The following is a 15325-nucleotide window of genomic DNA, read 5'->3' as shown; positions in this document are numbered from 1 at the left end:
CACCGTGCGCCTCTGACCTCACCGGCCTCCGCGCTCAGCGGGAGTCGAGCAGGCCGGCGAGCAGTTGGAGTCGTTCGGCATCGGGGCTGCCTTCGGGGGCGGTGCAGACCATGAGGACGGGGCCGGAGTTGCCCGGGATCGGGTAGGCGTCCCAGTCCAGGTTCAGTTCGCCGACCATGGGGTGGTCGACGCGCATGCGTCCGCGGGTCGGTTCCTGCACGTCATGGCGGGCCCACAGGGCCGCGAACTCATCGCTGCGGACGGCGAGTTCACCCACCAGCTCGACGGCGCGCGGGTGACCGGGATCGGCGGCGACCTGCGTCCGCAGCATCCCGGTCAGCTCGGCGACGGTGGCCGCCCGGTTCGGGCACGCATGGTCGGCCTCGGGGTGCAGGAACAGCGCCAGCAGGTTCCGCTCCCTCCGCGGCTGCCGGGTGAACTCGCCCAACAGGGAGCCCCCGAGCGGGTTCCAGGCCAGCACGTCCAGGAAACGGCCGACGACCAGAGCGGGCGAGGTCGTCGAGCCCAGCAGCCGCAGCGTGGTGGGCGGCACCTCCTCCGGCTCGTGGCTGCGCGGCCGGCGAACCGGGGTGCGCGCGGCGGCGGCGAGACTGTGCAGGTGGCGGGTCTCCTCGGTGGAGAAGTTCAGCGCGCGTGCGAGGGCGTCCAGGACCTGCTCGGAGGGCCGTACGTCGCGCCCCTGCTCCATGCGCTGGTAGTAGTCCGAGCTCACCCCGGCCAGCAGAGCCAGTTCCTCCCGCCGGAGCCCGGCGACGCGCCGCCGCGGGCCGGGCTCAAGGCCAACGTCCTGCGGGCGCAGCCGAGTTCGGCGGGTGCGCAGGAACTCGGCGAGTTCGCGTCGGGAATCGTCACTGATGGCGAGGGGGGCGTCGGTCACAGCGCCAGTATGCCGTCGGCGGGGCATGTGAGGGTGGGTCCGCCAGTCCCAGGACAAGGGGAACGACCGTGCTGCCGCGCACAGGGTCCAGCATCGGACACACCACAGCCGGTCCCGGAAGGACAGCGACATGAAGGCCGTTCAGATCATGAGTTTCGGTGCAGCGGACGTCCTGCGGGTCAACGACGTCGACCGGCCCGCCCCCGGCGCGGGCGAGGTGCTGGTGGCGGTCGAGGCGTCCAGCGTGAACGGACACGACGTGATCGTCCGTGCGGGCGGGTTGAAGATGGTGTCGGGACGCCGGTTCCCGATCGGGGCGGGGCTGGACTTCGCGGGCACGGTCGCCGCGACCGGCGCCGATGTCGCGGACTTCCGTACCGGAGACCGGGTGTGGGGCATGGTGCATCCCCGCCAGCGGCACTCTGTGGCCGGCGCGGCCGAGTACGTCGTGGTCTCCGCGACCCGCGTCTCCCACACCCCGGCGGACCTTTCGTCGGTCGAGGCGGCGGCCCTGGTCGTCGCGGGCGCCACGGCGCTGATCGCGCTGCGCGACAGCGTGGCTCTCAAGGGCGGGGAACGGGTCCTGGTCCGCGGCGCGGCCGGCGGGGTCGGCACGGCCGCCGTACAACTCGCACACGCCATGGGCGGCCAGGTCACCGCGCTCGCTCGCGACCGCCACGCCAAGGTCCTCACCGACCTCGGCGCCGAGGAGGTCCTGGACTACGGCTCCACAACCTCCGACCAGATCGGACCGTTCGACGTCATCGTCGACACCGTCGGCTCCGAACTGCATTGCTACCGGGGGCGGTTGACCAAGAACGGCCGGATGGTCACCGTCGGGCTGTCCCCGTCGTCCCTGGCCGCGATCGCCGCGTCGAGCGTGCACGGTTCGCGCCGCATCCGCACCTTCAGCGCCAACCCCGAGACCCCCGTGCTGCGCGATGTCGCCGGCCTCGTCAGGTCGGGGGCGCTGCGCCCGGTGGTCGACAGCGTGTACCCGCTCGTGGACATCGCCGCAGCGCACGAGGCGTTCGAGCGCGGCGGCGTCGTGGGCAAGCACGTGGTGACGGTGGGCGAGTAGCTCCGCTTTACGGACGTGCTCGTACTGTTGCGGCACTGTCTGCGTGCGGCCGGGGCGAGGTGCTGGTCCGTGCGGGCGGTCAACGGGTGAGCAGGTACAGGCTGGTGCCGGCCGTGCCGGCAGCCGTGAAGAGGAGCGAGGCGCAGGCCGCGTGCCACTTCATCAGGTTCAGGCGGAGTGCCGCGTAGCGGGCCTCGTACAACGGGCGCAGTTGGTGAGCCCGGTCGGCGGTGATCCGCAGTGCCTGTCTGGTCAGCCCGAGCCGTTGCTCGATGTAGTGGCGCGCCACTTCTTCGGCCTGGGCGCTGGTGAGCCAGGGCAGGCGGGAGCAGAGAGTCTCCGCTTCGAGCCGCGCCTGGTCCCGTTCGGCCTGGAGGAGGAGGTAGCCCTCGACCTCGTTGGCCAGTCCGGCGCCCTGGCGTTCCAGCGGCCCCGGAGACCGGCCGGGACTCACTGCGGCTCGCCTTTGTGGGTGTCGGGGCCGATGCCCTCGCGCCTGCCGGCGTTCTCACGGTCCTCGGTCTCGGCGAGGGCGGGGTGGTGGAGGTCGAAGGCGGGGGATTCGGAGCGGATGCGGGGCAGGGTGACGAAGTTGTGGCGGGGCGGCGGGCAGGAGGTGGCCCACTCCAGTGAACGGCCGAAGCCCCAGGGGTCGTCGACCTTGACCCGCTCGCCGAACTTGGCGGTCTTCCACACGTTGTAGAGGAACGGCAGCGTGGACAGGCCGAGCAGGAAGGCGCCGATGGAGGAGAGGGTGTTGAGGGCGGTGAAGCCGTCGGCGGCGAGGTAGTCGGCGTAGCGGCGGGGCATGCCTTCGGCACCGAGCCAGTGCTGGACGAGGAACGTGGTGTGGAAGCCGACGAAGAGGGTCCAGAAGTGGATCTTCTCCAGTCGGTGGTCGAGCATGGTGCCGGTCATCTTCGGCCACCAGAAGCTGAATCCGCCGAACATCGCGAAGACGATCGTGCCGAAGAGGACGTAGTGGAAGTGGGCCACGACGAAGTAGCTGTCGGTGACGTGGAAGTCCATCGGCGGCGAGGCGAGCAGGACGCCGGTCAGGCCGCCGAAGAGGAACGTCACCAGGAAGCCGGCCGCCCACAGCATCGGCGGCTCGAACGAGAGGGAGCCGTGCCACATGGTGCCGATCCAGTTGAAGAACTTCACGCCGGTCGGCACGGCGATCAGGAAGCTCATGAACGAGAAGAACGGCAGCAGCACCGCCCCGGTGGCGAACATGTGGTGCGCCCACACCGTCACCGACAGCCCGGTGATGGTGATGGTGGCGCCGACCAGACCCATGTAACCGAAGATCGGCTTACGGGAGAAGACGGGAAGGATCTCGGTGATCACCCCGAAGAAGGGCAGCGCGAGGATGTAGACCTCGGGGTGTCCGAAGAACCAGAACAGGTGCTGCCACAGGATCGGTCCGCCGTTCGCCGCTTCGAAGACCAGGGCACCGAAGCGCCGGTCCGCCTCCAGGGCGAAGAGGGCGGCGGCCAGGACGGGGAAGGCGAGCAGCACCAGCACCGAGGTGAGCAGGACGTTCCAGGTGAAGATCGGCATGCGGAACATGGTCATGCCGGGTGCGCGCATGCAGATGATCGTGGTGACGAAGTTGACCGCGCCGAGGATCGTGCCGAACCCGGCGAGCGCGAGACCCATGACCCACAGGTCCCCGCCCATCTGCGGGGTGCGGGTGGGTCCGCTCAGCGGGGTGTAGGCGGTCCAGCCGTAGTCGGCGGTGCCCTGGGGGGTGAGGAAGCTGCTGAGCACGATGAGGCCGCCCAGCGCGAACAGCCAGTAGGAGAGCATGTTCAGCCGGGGGAAGGCGACGTCCGGGGAGCCGATCTGCAGCGGCATGATCGCGTTGGCGAAACCGGCGAACGTCGGGGTGGCGAAGAGCAGCAGCATGATCGTGCCGTGCATCGTGAACGCCTGGTTGTACTGCTCGGTGGAGAAGAACTGCAGTCCAGGGCGGGCCAGTTCGGCCCGGATCGCCATCGCCAGCAACCCGGCGATCAGAAAGAACCCGAACGAGGTGATCAGGTAGAGGTGGCCGATCTTCTTGTGGTCCGTGGTGGTCAGCCAGGAGACGATCACCCGGCCTCTGCTGCGCTTCCCCTCGATCGGCACCAACGTGGCCGGTTCCGTCTCAGTGGTCATCGGTCCCTCGCTTCGGTGACAAATACCGCATCAGGTATAAAGTTCCGCAAAAACCCGAGTAGCGCACGTTGACGCGCTGTGAGGACCGAGCTCATGTGGGTAACCGGAGCGCGCGGGGACGGCCGCGTGGTCTGCACCTCCGCTCAGTGCGCCGAGCAGGCCGCACCCGTGTTCTGACCTGATGCGGCCTGCTTTCCGCGCCCTTGCCCGCTCTCTGTGCTCCCTGCACTCCCCGCGCTCTCTGAGGGCGCCTTCCTGTTCTCGCCGGCACGGCGTCGCGGGCGCAGGTCGCCTTCATCCGGGGCGAAGAGGGGAGGGGGGACGGAGCGGATCTTTCCGGCCGCCGTGGTCAGGCTCCGCCGTGGCTGCCTGCGTCCGCGTCTGGGTCCGCGTCTGGGTCCGCGTGTGGGTCCGCGTGTGGGTCCAGTACGGGGGAACTGCGCACCAGGCGCGGAGCGGTGGTCAGGAGGAGGCCGCCGACGATGTTGCCCAGTACGCACCATGCCAGCCACCGCGCCCAGTCGGCGTAGCCGTACGCCGCATGGCCGGTGTGGAGGCCGGCGAAGGCGAGCAGTGAGTCCAGGACGGAGTGCCACAAGGAGAAACCGGCCAGTACGAACGCGGTGGCGACGGACGCCGCGAGCTTTCCCGTCATCGAGTCGGAGCCGTGGTGCATGCGGGTCATGAGCGTGATCACACCGCCGGCCAGGACGGCGAGGCAGAAGGTCCGCAGGGTGTAGCCGCCGTTGACGTAGTGCGCACCGAGGGCGGCAGCGGTTCCGTGCAGTTCGGGGTAGGCCGTCATGACCAGCCAGGTGAAGATCCACCCTCCCACGAGGTTCATCACCAGCACCGTCGCCCACATCCGCGCGAGGTCGAGCCAGGTCGCCGCGTGAGCGACCACGGTGGCGACCGGAACGAGGAACCCCTCCGTGAACAGTTCGCTGTGGCCCAGCAGCAGGGCGATGAAACCGACGGAGAAGGCGATCCCGGCCAGCAGTTCGCTCCCGGTGGCGTGTCGCACGAAGAGCAGCGCCATGATGCCGACACCGACGTCGATGCCCCCGAGCAGCGAGGTGGCGATCAGGGCCAGCCAGGTGCGGTGCAACCGGGGTTCGCCTTCGGAGACGATGCGTTCCGCCGCATCGGCGATGCGCCGCTCACCTGGGCCCCGCATGGTTTTCTCATCCGGTTTCATAGGGCACTTCCGAGGTGATGTCCGCGGGAACGGGCGGGGTCCGGACTCCGGACTCCGGGTGCGGCCGGAGTCCGGGCGGTAGACGTCGCTGAGGAGGCCGTGCAGGAGGGACCAGAGCGCCGGTGAGGCGGCCAGGACGTCACCGCCGCTGGCTGACCGCCGGGCCGGCCAGGACCGCGGCCGGCTCGTGTCCGTCATGGCGTCACCGTGGCGGCGGTGTGCGGGGACACATCCCGCGCGAAGTGCTCCCACGAGTCGGTCACCCACGCCGCGCCGGCTTCGCGCAACCGGCTTTTCCGGTCGGCGCGTTCGTCGGCGGGCACGAACTGCACGATGCCCGCCGTGATGATGCCGGCCGCGACCGCGGAGCCCGTTCCACTGACCGAGTCCTCCAGGGCGATGGCCTGGTTCGACTCGATCCCGAGCCGGTCCAGGGCCAACTGGTACACGGCCGGATCCGGCTTGCTCGTCGGCACCGGAAGGCTGTCCTCGGCGCTGAAGCGGACGGCCGGGGGCAGCAGTTCGTCCAGTCCGCCGGCGGTGATGCATGCCGCCAGTCGCGTCAGGGCGCTGGAACTGACCACGGCCAGACGGTAGTTGCGGCTCAAGAGGGTCAGGGCTTTCACGACGTCCGGTTCGGGCTTGAGGACCTGACCGAGGTAGGCGGTGACCTCGGCCTTCTCCCGGTCCACCCACGTCTGCAGCTGACCGGCGTCGAGGACGGTGCCGTGCTGGGCGAGCAGGTCCTGCGCGGTGCTGCGGAAGTTCTTGCCCGTGGTGGTCCGGCGCAGATTCTCGGGCGAGAAGTCGCCGGTCAGGCCGAAGTCTCGGGCGAACTCCTCGGTGACGACCGCGGAAGCCACGAACGCCGGTTCCTCGGAGGGGAACAGTGTTCCGTCGGCGTCCAGCAGCAGGGTGGTGATCCCGGCGAGGCGCGGCGTGTCCATAGGTCTCCTTGGAAGTGAACGGGCCACTCATACGGCTTGCGGTGCCGACAGGTGCCGCACTGCGGTGCGCAGGTCCGTCTCGTCGAGGGCGGTCAGGAGACGATGGATGTCGGCGACGCTCTCGGCGTCCTGGGAGAGATCACCGAAGATCCCCTCGACGGCGAGCAGGGGACCCGGATCGTCACCCCCGCGCCGCGCCGCCTCCCGTAGTTCGTCCGCGCGGGCGTCCTGCACGTCGATCGGCTTGCCGTCGAGGTCGACGGCGCGCAGGTAGCGCATCCAGGCGGCCACGGCGAAGGCGAGCCGGGTCCGGGGACGCCCCTGGGCGTGCGCCTCGTGCAGCGAGGGCAGCAGGTAGTCGGGCATCTTCGTCGAACCCCGGCGGCACAGCCGGGACAGTTGGTCACCGATGCTGGGGTTGCGCAGCCGTTCGAGGACGGTGTCGCCGTACTCCTCCAGGGCCATGCCCGCGACGTCGGCGGGCAGGAGGGGGATGATCTCCTCGCGAATGAGCCCTTCGACGTACCCGGCGACCAGCGGGTCGGCCATCGCCTCGTCCGTACTGCGGTGGCCTGCCAGGTAGCCCACGTAGCCCAACGCGCAGTGGACACCGTTGAGCATCCGGCTCTTGATCAGCTTGTAGGGGGCGACGTCGGGGACGAAGCGCACACCGACCCGGTCCAGGGGCGGCCGGTCATTGCAGAAGTCGTCCTCGATCACCCACTGGGTGAAGGGTTCGGTGATGACCGGCCACCGGTCCTCCACCCCGAACTCCTGCTCCACGAGGTCACGGTCCTCCGGCGTGGTCGCCGGGGTGATGCGGTCGACCATGCTGCCCGGGAAGGTGACCCGCTCCGCGATCCACTCGGCCAGTGCGGGATCGCGGCGCCCGGCCAGTGTCATCACCGCCTCCCGCGTCGCGGCGGCGCTGTCGGGGAGGTTGTCGCAGGACAGCACGGTGAAGGGTGCCTCGTTGGCTTCCCGACGTGCGTCGAGGGCGTCGACGATCAGCCCGAAGACGGAGTCGCGGGCCTCCTCGGGATCGTCGGGCACGGTGTAACCGTCGGCGGTGATGGTGAGCGTCACCAGCCGGATCTGCGGATCGGCCAGGCGGGCGCGTACGGCGTCCGGGTCGTCGGCGAGCAGCAGGTACTCGACCATGCCGGCCACGACCTTCGCCGTACTGTCATCGGTACCGCGGCGAACGACGGTGAACAGGTTGTCCTGTGCGTCGAGCACCTCGCCCATCTCGGGGCGGTGCATCCCGATGCCGATGACGCCCCATTGGGAGTGCCCCAGCTCGGCCAGCTGATCGAAGTAGACCGCCTGGTGCGCGCGATGGAATCCGCCGACGCCGAAATGGACGACGGCGGGCCGCAGCCGGGCCGGGTCGTACCCGGGCAGCTCTACGGGATCAGGGGACTTCTCGACGTCGAGGCTGTTCGGCTCGCGGGAGGCAGAATCGGTCATCGTCGTCCTCGGTGCCAGCGGGCAGTCCGTTGAAGGATGCCTGTCGAATGAAATAAGCGGCCTCCATCAGCCCGGCCGAAACCGGCAGCTGCAAAAGGGTGAATACACCCCGGAAATGAGTCGGAGCGCTGTGCGACAACTCGGCCGGCAGGCGGTAAAGGAAATGCGATCGGGCCCTGCCTGACCAAACGCACCGTAGTCGGATCGGCACCGGCACCACGTTGGATGGAGACACCTTCCGACCCACGCAAACCCCTGAGTACCACCCGTATCCACACATAAACCTCGCGATCCAGATAAATGCACCGCGTCACCGACCTCTCACCGGCGCCCCCACCTGCGTGTCTCGCTCCTGAGGCGGTCGCTCCGGTCGCCGTCGTCCCGCGTCGCGAGCCCGGGCTGCCTGGCGCCGGATTGGGCAGCGGTTGTCACTCGGCGTACGCATTCCAAGCCGCCGAGTCATGATCGCTGCTGCGTGAAAAGGGTTTTACCGCATAAGGGATAACTGATGGCTGACAGCGGGAAAGCCGTGACAGCCGGCCAGGTCGACCTGTGATCCAATATCCGGTATCCGGTAGGCGCCGCGCCGCGCCCGCCTTCGGCGAAGGGTCGCGGGTGGCGCTGTACCAGGGCGAGGGACCGGTCGGCAGCCGTGCGGCGGTGCGGCAGAACCTGGCGCGCCCGGACGAGGTCACCACGCTGGCCTGCCCGCCGCCGTCCCACCCTTCAGCCCCGAAGGCCACCACCCCACGGACAACCGACTCGCTCTCCAGCCCGCCCTGCGCCCGGCCCGCCGGGGAACAGGTACCGGGTCTTCCGAGATGTGAGATCTGCCCGCGACATATTGACCGACGGGGTGGGGGTCTGCTCAACTCACGTCTCATGAACCCGCGTTTGGATTTGACCCGGAGGCGCCACATCGACTTGGCGCATGTCTCCAGCGCGTTCTGTTGTCGTTGATCCGCAAGGTGTGCAACTGACCCGCGAAGCGGCCAGACAGCGGCCGGTGTGCGCCGAGGCGTACTTGCCCGCCGTATCCACCGTACGACTGCCTTCCTTCCTCTCTCCTCACTGCCGCACGGCAGGTGCCCTCGGCTGCGGGCCGAAGAGCCTGTCACGCGGGTAACTGACGCGCGTACGGCGGCACTTCCGTAGGACAGCCTGGACGGCATGCGCTGCCCGGTGCGGTCGTACGGCCTCCTCCGCACACCTTCACCTTCGCCCGGCACCCCTCGCGACGGTGTCGGGTCCACGCCTCGCGACCGGACCTGATGCCGGCTTCGTGACGGTTCTCGCTGCCCCTTTACTCGTCCACTCCGACTCTCGGCACCGGCAGTGCGCCCATTTCTTGAGAGGGACCTCCTCATGTCTCCGACCATTCGCAAGCTCACGGGCCGCATCGGCGCGCTCGTCGGGAGCGTCGACTTCGCCGCGCTCCCCGATCCCTCTACGGTCACGGCGCTCCGTCGCGCTCTCAACGAGCACAAGGCGATCGTGTTCGAGGACGTGCGGCTCGACAACGCGGCACAGGAGCGGGTGGCCGGGTGGTTCGGCGACCTGACGACCGCCCACCCCAACGTCCCGGCCGCTGACGGCACGACCAACGTGCTCGCCGTCGACAGTGAGACATCGAAGGCGAACGAGTGGCACACCGACGTCACCTTCGTGCTCAACCCGCCGCAGTTGACGACGCTCCGCTCCGTCGTGACCGCGCCGTACGGCGGCGAGACACTCGTCGCGAACGCGGCCACGGCCTACCGTGACCTGCCCGAGCCGCTCCGTCTCCTCGCGGACTCCCTGCGCGTCGTGCACACCAACCAGTACGACTACGCGCGCCCCTCGGCAACGACGGCGCAGCGTGCGGAGTACGACCGGGCCTTCGTCGCGACCCCGTACGAGACCGAGCACCCCCTCGTGCGGGTCCACCCCCTGACGGGCGAACGGGGTTTGTTCATCGGCGGGTTCGCCAAGCGGATCGTCGGTCTGCCGAGCGCCGACTCGGCGGAGCTGCTGCGCCTCTTCCAGTCGTACGTGACCCGCCCGGAGAACATCCTGCGCTGGACCTGGGCCCCCGGTCAGCTGCTGATCTTCGACAACAGGATCACCCAGCACTACGGGGTGGACAACTACGACGACCACCCGCGCCGCCTCAACCGTGTGACGGTGGCCGGCGACGTGCCGGTCGGTGTCGACGGCCGCCGCAGTGAGCAACTGGTCGGCGACGCCTCGCACTACAGCAAGGTGCTGGAGGTGGCGGCATGACCGAGGCGAGCCTCGGCAGGCCGGCCGTCGGCTCGGCGGTCGCCGAGCCGACAAGCGCGCAGGAGCGCGAGGTCTTCCTGCCGCGCGACGCCCGCCGCCGGACCACGTTGCACACCCTTCGCGAGCGTCTGCGCTGGCCGTTGGGCATCTACACCACTCCGGTCGTGATCCTCATCGCCTGGGAGCTGCTGGCGAGGGCCGGCGTCCTCAAGAAGACCTACGCTCCGGCACCGACCTCCATCGTCAAGTCCGCCGTCGATCTGTGGCAACAGGGCGTCCTGGGACCGGACTTGGCGATTTCGTTGCAACGGGCCGGCATCGGCCTCTCGATCGGTCTGACGGTGGGCATCGTCACCGGCGTACTGGGCGGGCTACTGCGCAGCGGCGAGTACCTGTTCAACGGTGTCGTGCAGATCCTCAACACGATCCCGCTGCTGGCGGTGCTACCGCTCATGATCGTGTGGTTCGGCATCGACGAGCTCACGAAGGTACTGCTGATCTCGTTCGGCGCCGGTGTCCCGATGTACGTCAACCTCTTCGCCGCGATCCGCGGTGTCGATCAGCGTCTGATCGAGATGACGCGGACGACGGGTGCGGGCACCTGGCGCCTCGTGACGCGGGTGCTGGTGCCCGGCGCCGTGCCGGGGTTCCTGGTGGGGCTCCGCTTCTCCCTCGCCTACAGCGTCCTGGGTCTGGTGGCCGCCGAGACGGTCAACGCCGACAAGGGGCTCGGCTACCTCATCACCCAGGGGCAGACCTACCTGCAGACCGGCCAGGTCTTCGTGGGGCTGGTGATCTACTCGCTCCTCGGTCTGCTCGCCGACCAGTTCGTCAGAGTTCTCGAGCGGGTGCTGCTGCGGTGGCGTCCCAGTTATGAGGCAGCATGAGCGCCACGGTTGCTCCGCGCGGCACACGGTATCGCCGGCAGACCGGCGCCGTCGCCGAGAAGGTCGTCCGCCGCTTCGGGGACCGGGTCGTCCTCGACCACCTCGACCTCACCATCGCCGACGAGGAGTTGGTGGTCCTGCTGGGCCCCTCCGGCTGCGGCAAGAGCACCCTCCTCAGGTTGCTGGCCGGCCTCGACCGGCCCGACGGCGGGCGAGTGGAGGTCCCCGCGAAGCGCGCGATCGTCTTCCAGGCCGACCGGCTGCTGCCGTGGCAGCGGGTGCTGCGCAACGTCACCCTCGGCCTGCACGGACCGGACGCCGACCAGCGGGCCCTCGACGTGCTCGGCGAGGTCGGACTGGCCGGACGGGAGAGGGCGTGGCCCAAGGAGCTCTCCGGCGGCGAGGCCCAGCGGGTGTCGCTGGCGCGGGCGCTGGTCTCGGAGCCCGAACTCGTGTTGCTCGACGAGCCGTTCGCGGCGCTGGACGCGATCACGCGACTGCGCATGCACGACCTCGTGCGGGCGCTGCGCACCAAGCACCACGCGGCCATGCTGCTCGTCACCCACGACGTCGACGAGGCGATCGCGTTGGCCGACCGCGTCGTCGTCATGAGCGAGGGGCGCATCGGCACCTCGCACCTCGTCGAGCTGTCGGCCGCGGACCGCGAGGCGAGCATCGCGCGAGAGGAACTGCGCTCCGCGCTCCTGGAAGACCTGGGTCTGGCCAGCCCGCACTGACCCCACCACCACGCCAACGCCAACTGGGCTACGCGGTGAGCCAACTGCCGCGCCCCTGACGGCAACTCACGTCCCAGGCAAGCCAACTGACTTCTCCAGCGACCCAAATGACGTCACGGCAGAACCCATTGACGTCTCCCAGCACAGCACCGACTTCTCCCACCGAGCACAGAAAGCACGTGAGGACCCATGTCGAGAAGATCCTCCCGCATCGCCACCGCCGTCGGCCTGCTCGCCCTGGGGAGCTCCCTCGTCGCCTGCGCATCGACGTCGGAGGCCGCCGCGCCTCTGAGCAGCGCCGGTGGATCGAGCGCCGACAGCCACCCGGAGTGGAAGCAGTACACCTTCACCATCGGGGACAACGGCGGTGACGGCAGCCAGGAGTTGGCGAAGGTCACCGGCGTGTTCGACAGCGCGCCCTACAAGGTGAAGTTCGCCCGCTTCACCTACGGGCCGCCGCTCGTGCAGGCGGCCGCGTCGGGCGACATCGACCTCGGCAGCGTCGGCGACGTACCGCCGATCACCGGCGCCGCGAAGGAGTACGGCTTCAAGGTCGTCGCCGTCAACCGCTCGCTCAGGCCCACCCAGGCGAACGAGAACATCATCGTGCCGAAGGGCTCGACGCTGAAGACACTCGCGGACCTCAAGGGCAAGAAGTTGGCTGTCCCGCAGGGCAGTTCCGCGCACGGTCTGGCACTGAACGCGCTGCAGAGCGTGGGCCTCACCCCCAAGGACGTGAAGCTGGTCTTCCTCGACCCGGCGGCCGGTGCCACGGCGTTCAACACCGGCAAGGTGGACGCCTGGGCGATCTGGAACCCGCAGTCGGCGATCGCGGTCAAGAGCGGGGCGCGGATCCTGGCGAAGGGTCTCCCGCCGATCGACCAGACGAGCAGTTACTACGTGGCGAGCAAGAGTTCGCTCGACGACGAGACCAAGCGGGCGGCTCTCACGGACCTCCTCCAGCGGCTGGCCCACGAGTTCGCGTGGGCGATCAAGCACGAGGACAAGTACGCGGCGGCCATCTCCAAGGAGGAGGGCATCCCCCTGGACGATGCCAAGACGTACCTGAATGCCTTCGAGACCCGGGTGACCCCCGTGGGGGCGTCGGACATCGCGGCGGAGCAGAAGCTCGCCGACGCCTTCCGGTCGGCGGGCCAGATCACCAAGAAGGTCGATGTCTCGTCGATCACCGACAACCTCCTGCCGTCCGGCTACGACAGCTCGAAGCTGTCGGTCGGCTGAACCGGCGCACCACGAACGGACTGGACATCAGTTGTGAGCGATCAGAGCGATCAGAGACGACGCCGGCTCCACCTCAACGCCTTCCTCATGGAGGCCGGCCACCACGAAGCGGCCTGGCGGCTCCCGCACAGCAACCCGCGGGCCGACTTCGACCTCCCACACTGGATCCGTCTGGCCCAGTTGGCGGAGAGCGCCAAGTTCGACTCGCTGTTCCTCGCGGACGGCCCGGCGCTCACGGGCACCGGAGAGTTCCGGCCACCGGGCCAGCTCGAACCGCTGACCCTGCTGACCGCGCTCTCCCAGGCGACCAGCAGGATCGGCCTCATAGCGACCGTGTCGTCGACGTACAACGAGCCCTACGACCTCGCTCGCCGGCTCGCCTCGGTCGACCACGTCAGCGGCGGGCGCGCCGGCTGGAACATCGTCACCTCGGCCGGCGCCGACGAGGCCGCCAACTTCGGTCTCGTCGACCGTCCCGACCACGCCGAACGGTATGCCCGCGCCGACGAGTTCCTGCACCTCGCCAAGGCTCTGTGGGACAGCTGGGAGTCCGAGGCCGTGGTCGCCGACAAGACCACGGGACGCTACGCCGACCCCGCCCGGCTGCACAGGCCCGACCACCAGGGCACGCACTTCTCGGTGGCCGGACCGCTCAACGTCGAACGTCCGCCGCAGGGTTACCCGTTGCTCGTGCAGGCCGGCTCCTCCGAGGACGGCAAGGACTTCGCGGCCCGCCACGCCGAGGCGATCTTCACCGCCCACCAGACGTACGAGCGCGCGGCCGGCTTCTACGCCGACATCAAGGCCAGGACCAGGGCCGCAGGCCGTGACCCGGACGGCGTGATCGTGCTGCCGGGCATCGTCCCCTACATCGGGTCGACCGAGGCGGAGGCGCGGGCGCTGGCGAAGCAGTTCGACGAGCTGCGCGTGCCGGAGTACGGAGTGCGTCAGCTGGCCGCGGTCTTCGAGACCGAGCCCTCGGTGTTCGAACTCGACGCGCCGCTACCGGAGTTCATTCTCGCGCGGCCGAAGCTGGAGGGCTCGCAGAGCCGTTCCGACCTGATCATCGAGCTCGCCGTACGAGAAGATTTGACGGTCCGTCAGGTCATCTCGCGGCTCGGCGGGGGCCGCGGCCACTTCGAGTTCGTCGGCACGCCCGAACAGGTGGCGGACACGGTCATCGCCTGGTTCGAGGGGGGTGCCGCGGACGGGTTCAACATCATGGCGCCCGCCCTGCCGTCCGGCCTGGAGGCCTTCGTCGAGCACGTGCTGCCGATCCTCCGTGGCAAGGGCCTGTTCCGCGAGGAGTACGAAGGCTCCACGCTGCGCGAGCACTACGGCCTGCCGGTGCCGGCCAACCAGTTCCACCGGGAACGCCCGCTTGTGTCCGGCGGCTGACAGCGAGCCTCCGGCTCCGCCCGTCCGGAGGAGTGGTGGGGGACGAGCCGCTCGACGGGGCCGGTGTCGTCGACCCGCCGCTTCTGCCGTACGAGGCCCATGCCGACGGCCCGACTGGTGAGGCCGGCTTCGGCCTCACCAGTCGCTGAAAGCCCCGCGAGGGGCGTTTACGGTCTGCCGGATTTGTTGAAACCCCGGTCGAGGTAGGGGTATTGGTCCGGCACATGGCCGTCGGCCGCGACCAGGCGGGCGATGCCGCCCTCGTCCCGCCAGACCTGCTGGGAGGAGCCGAAGGTGAATCCGCCGAACTGCGGGTGGGACTCGTTGGTGTAGACGCGGTAGCGCTGGCCGGGCTGGATGACCGTCCCCGGAGGGAAGGGGAAGTCGCGCCCGGTCGGCTTGGACTCCAGGACCCAGCCGGTCAGGTCCTGGGGCGCACCGCCCTGGTTGAAGATCTCGACGTATTCGTCGGGCTGGCCCGGGCCGGTGCCCAGGTGCCGCAGGGAGGAGATGATCACGTCGGGCTCGTCGAGGGTGAACATGCAGACGACCTCGGCGAAGTTGACCCCGCCCTCGGGGCTGCGGAACTGCTGGACGATCTGGCCGTTCCGCTTGAACCCGCTCAGGACCGCCCGGTACTGCTTGCCGCCGATCGTGACGGGCTGGGGGAAGACGCGGGTCTGCAGGTCGACCAGGTCGTCGTCGACGGGACTGCTGCCGGTGGTGTTGGGCGTCTCGTTGTGGTGGAAGCTGAAGTCGAGGTCGGTCGTGCTGCCGTCCTCGAACATGACGTTGATGGTGAGCTGGACGTCGAACTGGCTGGGGCTGACGCTGGTGGGCAGATTGCGGTGCACGAAGGTACCGACGACGAACTCGGTCCCGTCGAGCTCCACGTCCGCGGCCGCACCGCGGAACTGGTACCCGCTCTGTGAGCCGCCGCTGCCCCACCTGACGTCGGCGGTGCCCAGGCCGCTGATCGGCGAGGCCGGGGGGTTGGTGGAGGGGAAGACGCCGGAGGTGACGACAGTGGTCATGGTGTCTG

Annotated in this window: 13 protein-coding genes; 6 read left to right on the top strand and 7 right to left on the bottom strand. The window is 69.2% G+C overall.

What is annotated here, in order from left to right:
* Positions 1-34: 34 nt before the first annotated feature.
* Positions 35-898: a helix-turn-helix transcriptional regulator gene (locus ABZT12_RS21595; RefSeq protein ID WP_356386808.1), complete on the bottom strand. Its 864-nt coding sequence runs from the start codon at positions 896-898 to the stop codon at positions 35-37.
* Between the two features lie 130 nt (positions 899-1028).
* On the opposite strand from ABZT12_RS21595, the gene ABZT12_RS21590 reads away from it, so the two are divergent.
* Positions 1029-1979: an NADP-dependent oxidoreductase gene (locus ABZT12_RS21590; RefSeq protein ID WP_356386805.1), complete on the top strand. Its 951-nt coding sequence runs from the start codon at positions 1029-1031 to the stop codon at positions 1977-1979.
* A 79-nt stretch (positions 1980-2058) separates the two neighbouring features.
* On the opposite strand, the gene ABZT12_RS21585 is transcribed toward ABZT12_RS21590, so the two are convergent.
* The 5 genes from ABZT12_RS21585 to ABZT12_RS21565 all read right to left on the bottom strand — a co-directional run bounded on the left by ABZT12_RS21585 (position 2059) and on the right by ABZT12_RS21565 (position 7757).
* Positions 2059-2433 (bottom strand): hypothetical protein, encoded by a 375-nt coding sequence (locus ABZT12_RS21585; protein ID WP_356386802.1) that lies wholly within the window; start codon positions 2431-2433, stop codon positions 2059-2061.
* A complete protein-coding gene (ctaD, locus tag ABZT12_RS21580; RefSeq protein ID WP_356386799.1) occupies positions 2430-4142 on the bottom strand; it encodes a cytochrome c oxidase subunit I in 1713 nt (570 codons plus the stop codon). Before ctaD ends, ABZT12_RS21585 begins: the two co-directional genes overlap by 4 nt.
* Before the next feature lie 349 nt (positions 4143-4491).
* Entirely contained in the window at positions 4492-5319 is an 828-nt protein-coding gene (locus tag ABZT12_RS21575; protein WP_356386796.1) for a formate/nitrite transporter family protein, read from the bottom strand.
* A 215-nt stretch (positions 5320-5534) separates the two neighbouring features.
* Positions 5535-6287, bottom strand: a complete 753-nt coding sequence (locus ABZT12_RS21570; RefSeq protein WP_356386793.1) for an HAD family phosphatase — start codon at positions 6285-6287, stop codon at positions 5535-5537.
* A gap of 27 nt (positions 6288-6314) precedes the next feature.
* A complete protein-coding gene (locus ABZT12_RS21565) occupies positions 6315-7757 on the bottom strand; it encodes a mannitol dehydrogenase family protein (RefSeq protein ID WP_356386790.1) in 1443 nt (480 codons plus the stop codon).
* Positions 7758-9122: 1365 nt separating this feature from the next.
* Here ABZT12_RS21565 and ABZT12_RS21560 point away from each other — a divergent pair.
* From ABZT12_RS21560 to ABZT12_RS21540, 5 genes are all read left to right on the top strand, one after another.
* On the top strand, positions 9123-10019 hold the full coding sequence (locus ABZT12_RS21560; protein WP_356386787.1) for a TauD/TfdA family dioxygenase: 897 nt from the start codon (positions 9123-9125) through the stop codon (positions 10017-10019).
* On the top strand, positions 10016-10906 hold the full coding sequence (locus ABZT12_RS21555) for an ABC transporter permease (RefSeq protein WP_356386783.1): 891 nt from the start codon (positions 10016-10018) through the stop codon (positions 10904-10906). Before ABZT12_RS21560 ends, ABZT12_RS21555 begins: the two co-directional genes overlap by 4 nt.
* Positions 10903-11643 carry an ABC transporter ATP-binding protein gene (locus ABZT12_RS21550; protein WP_356386780.1) on the top strand — a complete coding sequence of 247 codons (741 nt, stop codon included), beginning with the start codon at positions 10903-10905 and terminating at the stop codon, positions 11641-11643. Before ABZT12_RS21555 ends, ABZT12_RS21550 begins: the two co-directional genes overlap by 4 nt.
* 189 nt (positions 11644-11832) lie before the next feature.
* Complete coding sequence (locus ABZT12_RS21545; protein WP_356386777.1) at positions 11833-12885, top strand: aliphatic sulfonate ABC transporter substrate-binding protein; 1053 nt, start codon at positions 11833-11835, stop codon at positions 12883-12885.
* Positions 12886-12918: 33 nt separating this feature from the next.
* Complete coding sequence (locus ABZT12_RS21540; RefSeq protein ID WP_356386774.1) at positions 12919-14283, top strand: LLM class flavin-dependent oxidoreductase; 1365 nt, start codon at positions 12919-12921, stop codon at positions 14281-14283.
* Positions 14284-14450: 167 nt separating this feature from the next.
* Here the strand turns inward: ABZT12_RS21540 and ABZT12_RS21535 are convergent, their stop codons facing one another.
* Entirely contained in the window at positions 14451-15317 is an 867-nt protein-coding gene (locus ABZT12_RS21535) for a lamin tail domain-containing protein (protein ID WP_356386771.1), read from the bottom strand.
* Between the last annotated feature and the right edge of the window lie 8 nt (positions 15318-15325).

The sequence above is a fragment of the Streptomyces sp. NPDC005423 genome (genome assembly GCF_040606415.1).
In the GTDB taxonomy this organism is placed as follows: domain Bacteria; phylum Actinomycetota; class Actinomycetes; order Streptomycetales; family Streptomycetaceae; genus Streptomyces.
This window is presented reverse-complemented; position numbering and strand designations above follow the sequence as displayed.

Excerpts from the sequence above, each read along its gene's own strand:
- ABZT12_RS21555 (WP_356386783.1), top strand. The coding sequence starts at position 10,016 with ATGACCGAGGCGAGCCTCGGCAGGCCGGCCGTCGGCTCGGCGGTCGCC.
- ABZT12_RS21560 (WP_356386787.1), top strand. The coding sequence starts at position 9,123 with ATGTCTCCGACCATTCGCAAGCTCACGGGCCGCATCGGCGCGCTCGTC.
- ABZT12_RS21590 (WP_356386805.1), top strand. The coding sequence starts at position 1,029 with ATGAAGGCCGTTCAGATCATGAGTTTCGGTGCAGCGGACGTCCTGCGG.
- ABZT12_RS21545 (WP_356386777.1), top strand. The coding sequence starts at position 11,833 with ATGTCGAGAAGATCCTCCCGCATCGCCACCGCCGTCGGCCTGCTCGCC.
- ABZT12_RS21570 (WP_356386793.1), bottom strand. The coding sequence starts at position 6,287 with ATGGACACGCCGCGCCTCGCCGGGATCACCACCCTGCTGCTGGACGCC.
- ABZT12_RS21550 (WP_356386780.1), top strand. The coding sequence starts at position 10,903 with ATGAGCGCCACGGTTGCTCCGCGCGGCACACGGTATCGCCGGCAGACC.
- ABZT12_RS21565 (WP_356386790.1), bottom strand. The coding sequence starts at position 7,757 with ATGACCGATTCTGCCTCCCGCGAGCCGAACAGCCTCGACGTCGAGAAG.
- ABZT12_RS21535 (WP_356386771.1), bottom strand. The coding sequence starts at position 15,317 with ATGACCACTGTCGTCACCTCCGGCGTCTTCCCCTCCACCAACCCCCCG.
- ABZT12_RS21575 (WP_356386796.1), bottom strand. The coding sequence starts at position 5,319 with ATGCGGGGCCCAGGTGAGCGGCGCATCGCCGATGCGGCGGAACGCATC.
- ctaD (WP_356386799.1), bottom strand. The coding sequence starts at position 4,142 with ATGACCACTGAGACGGAACCGGCCACGTTGGTGCCGATCGAGGGGAAG.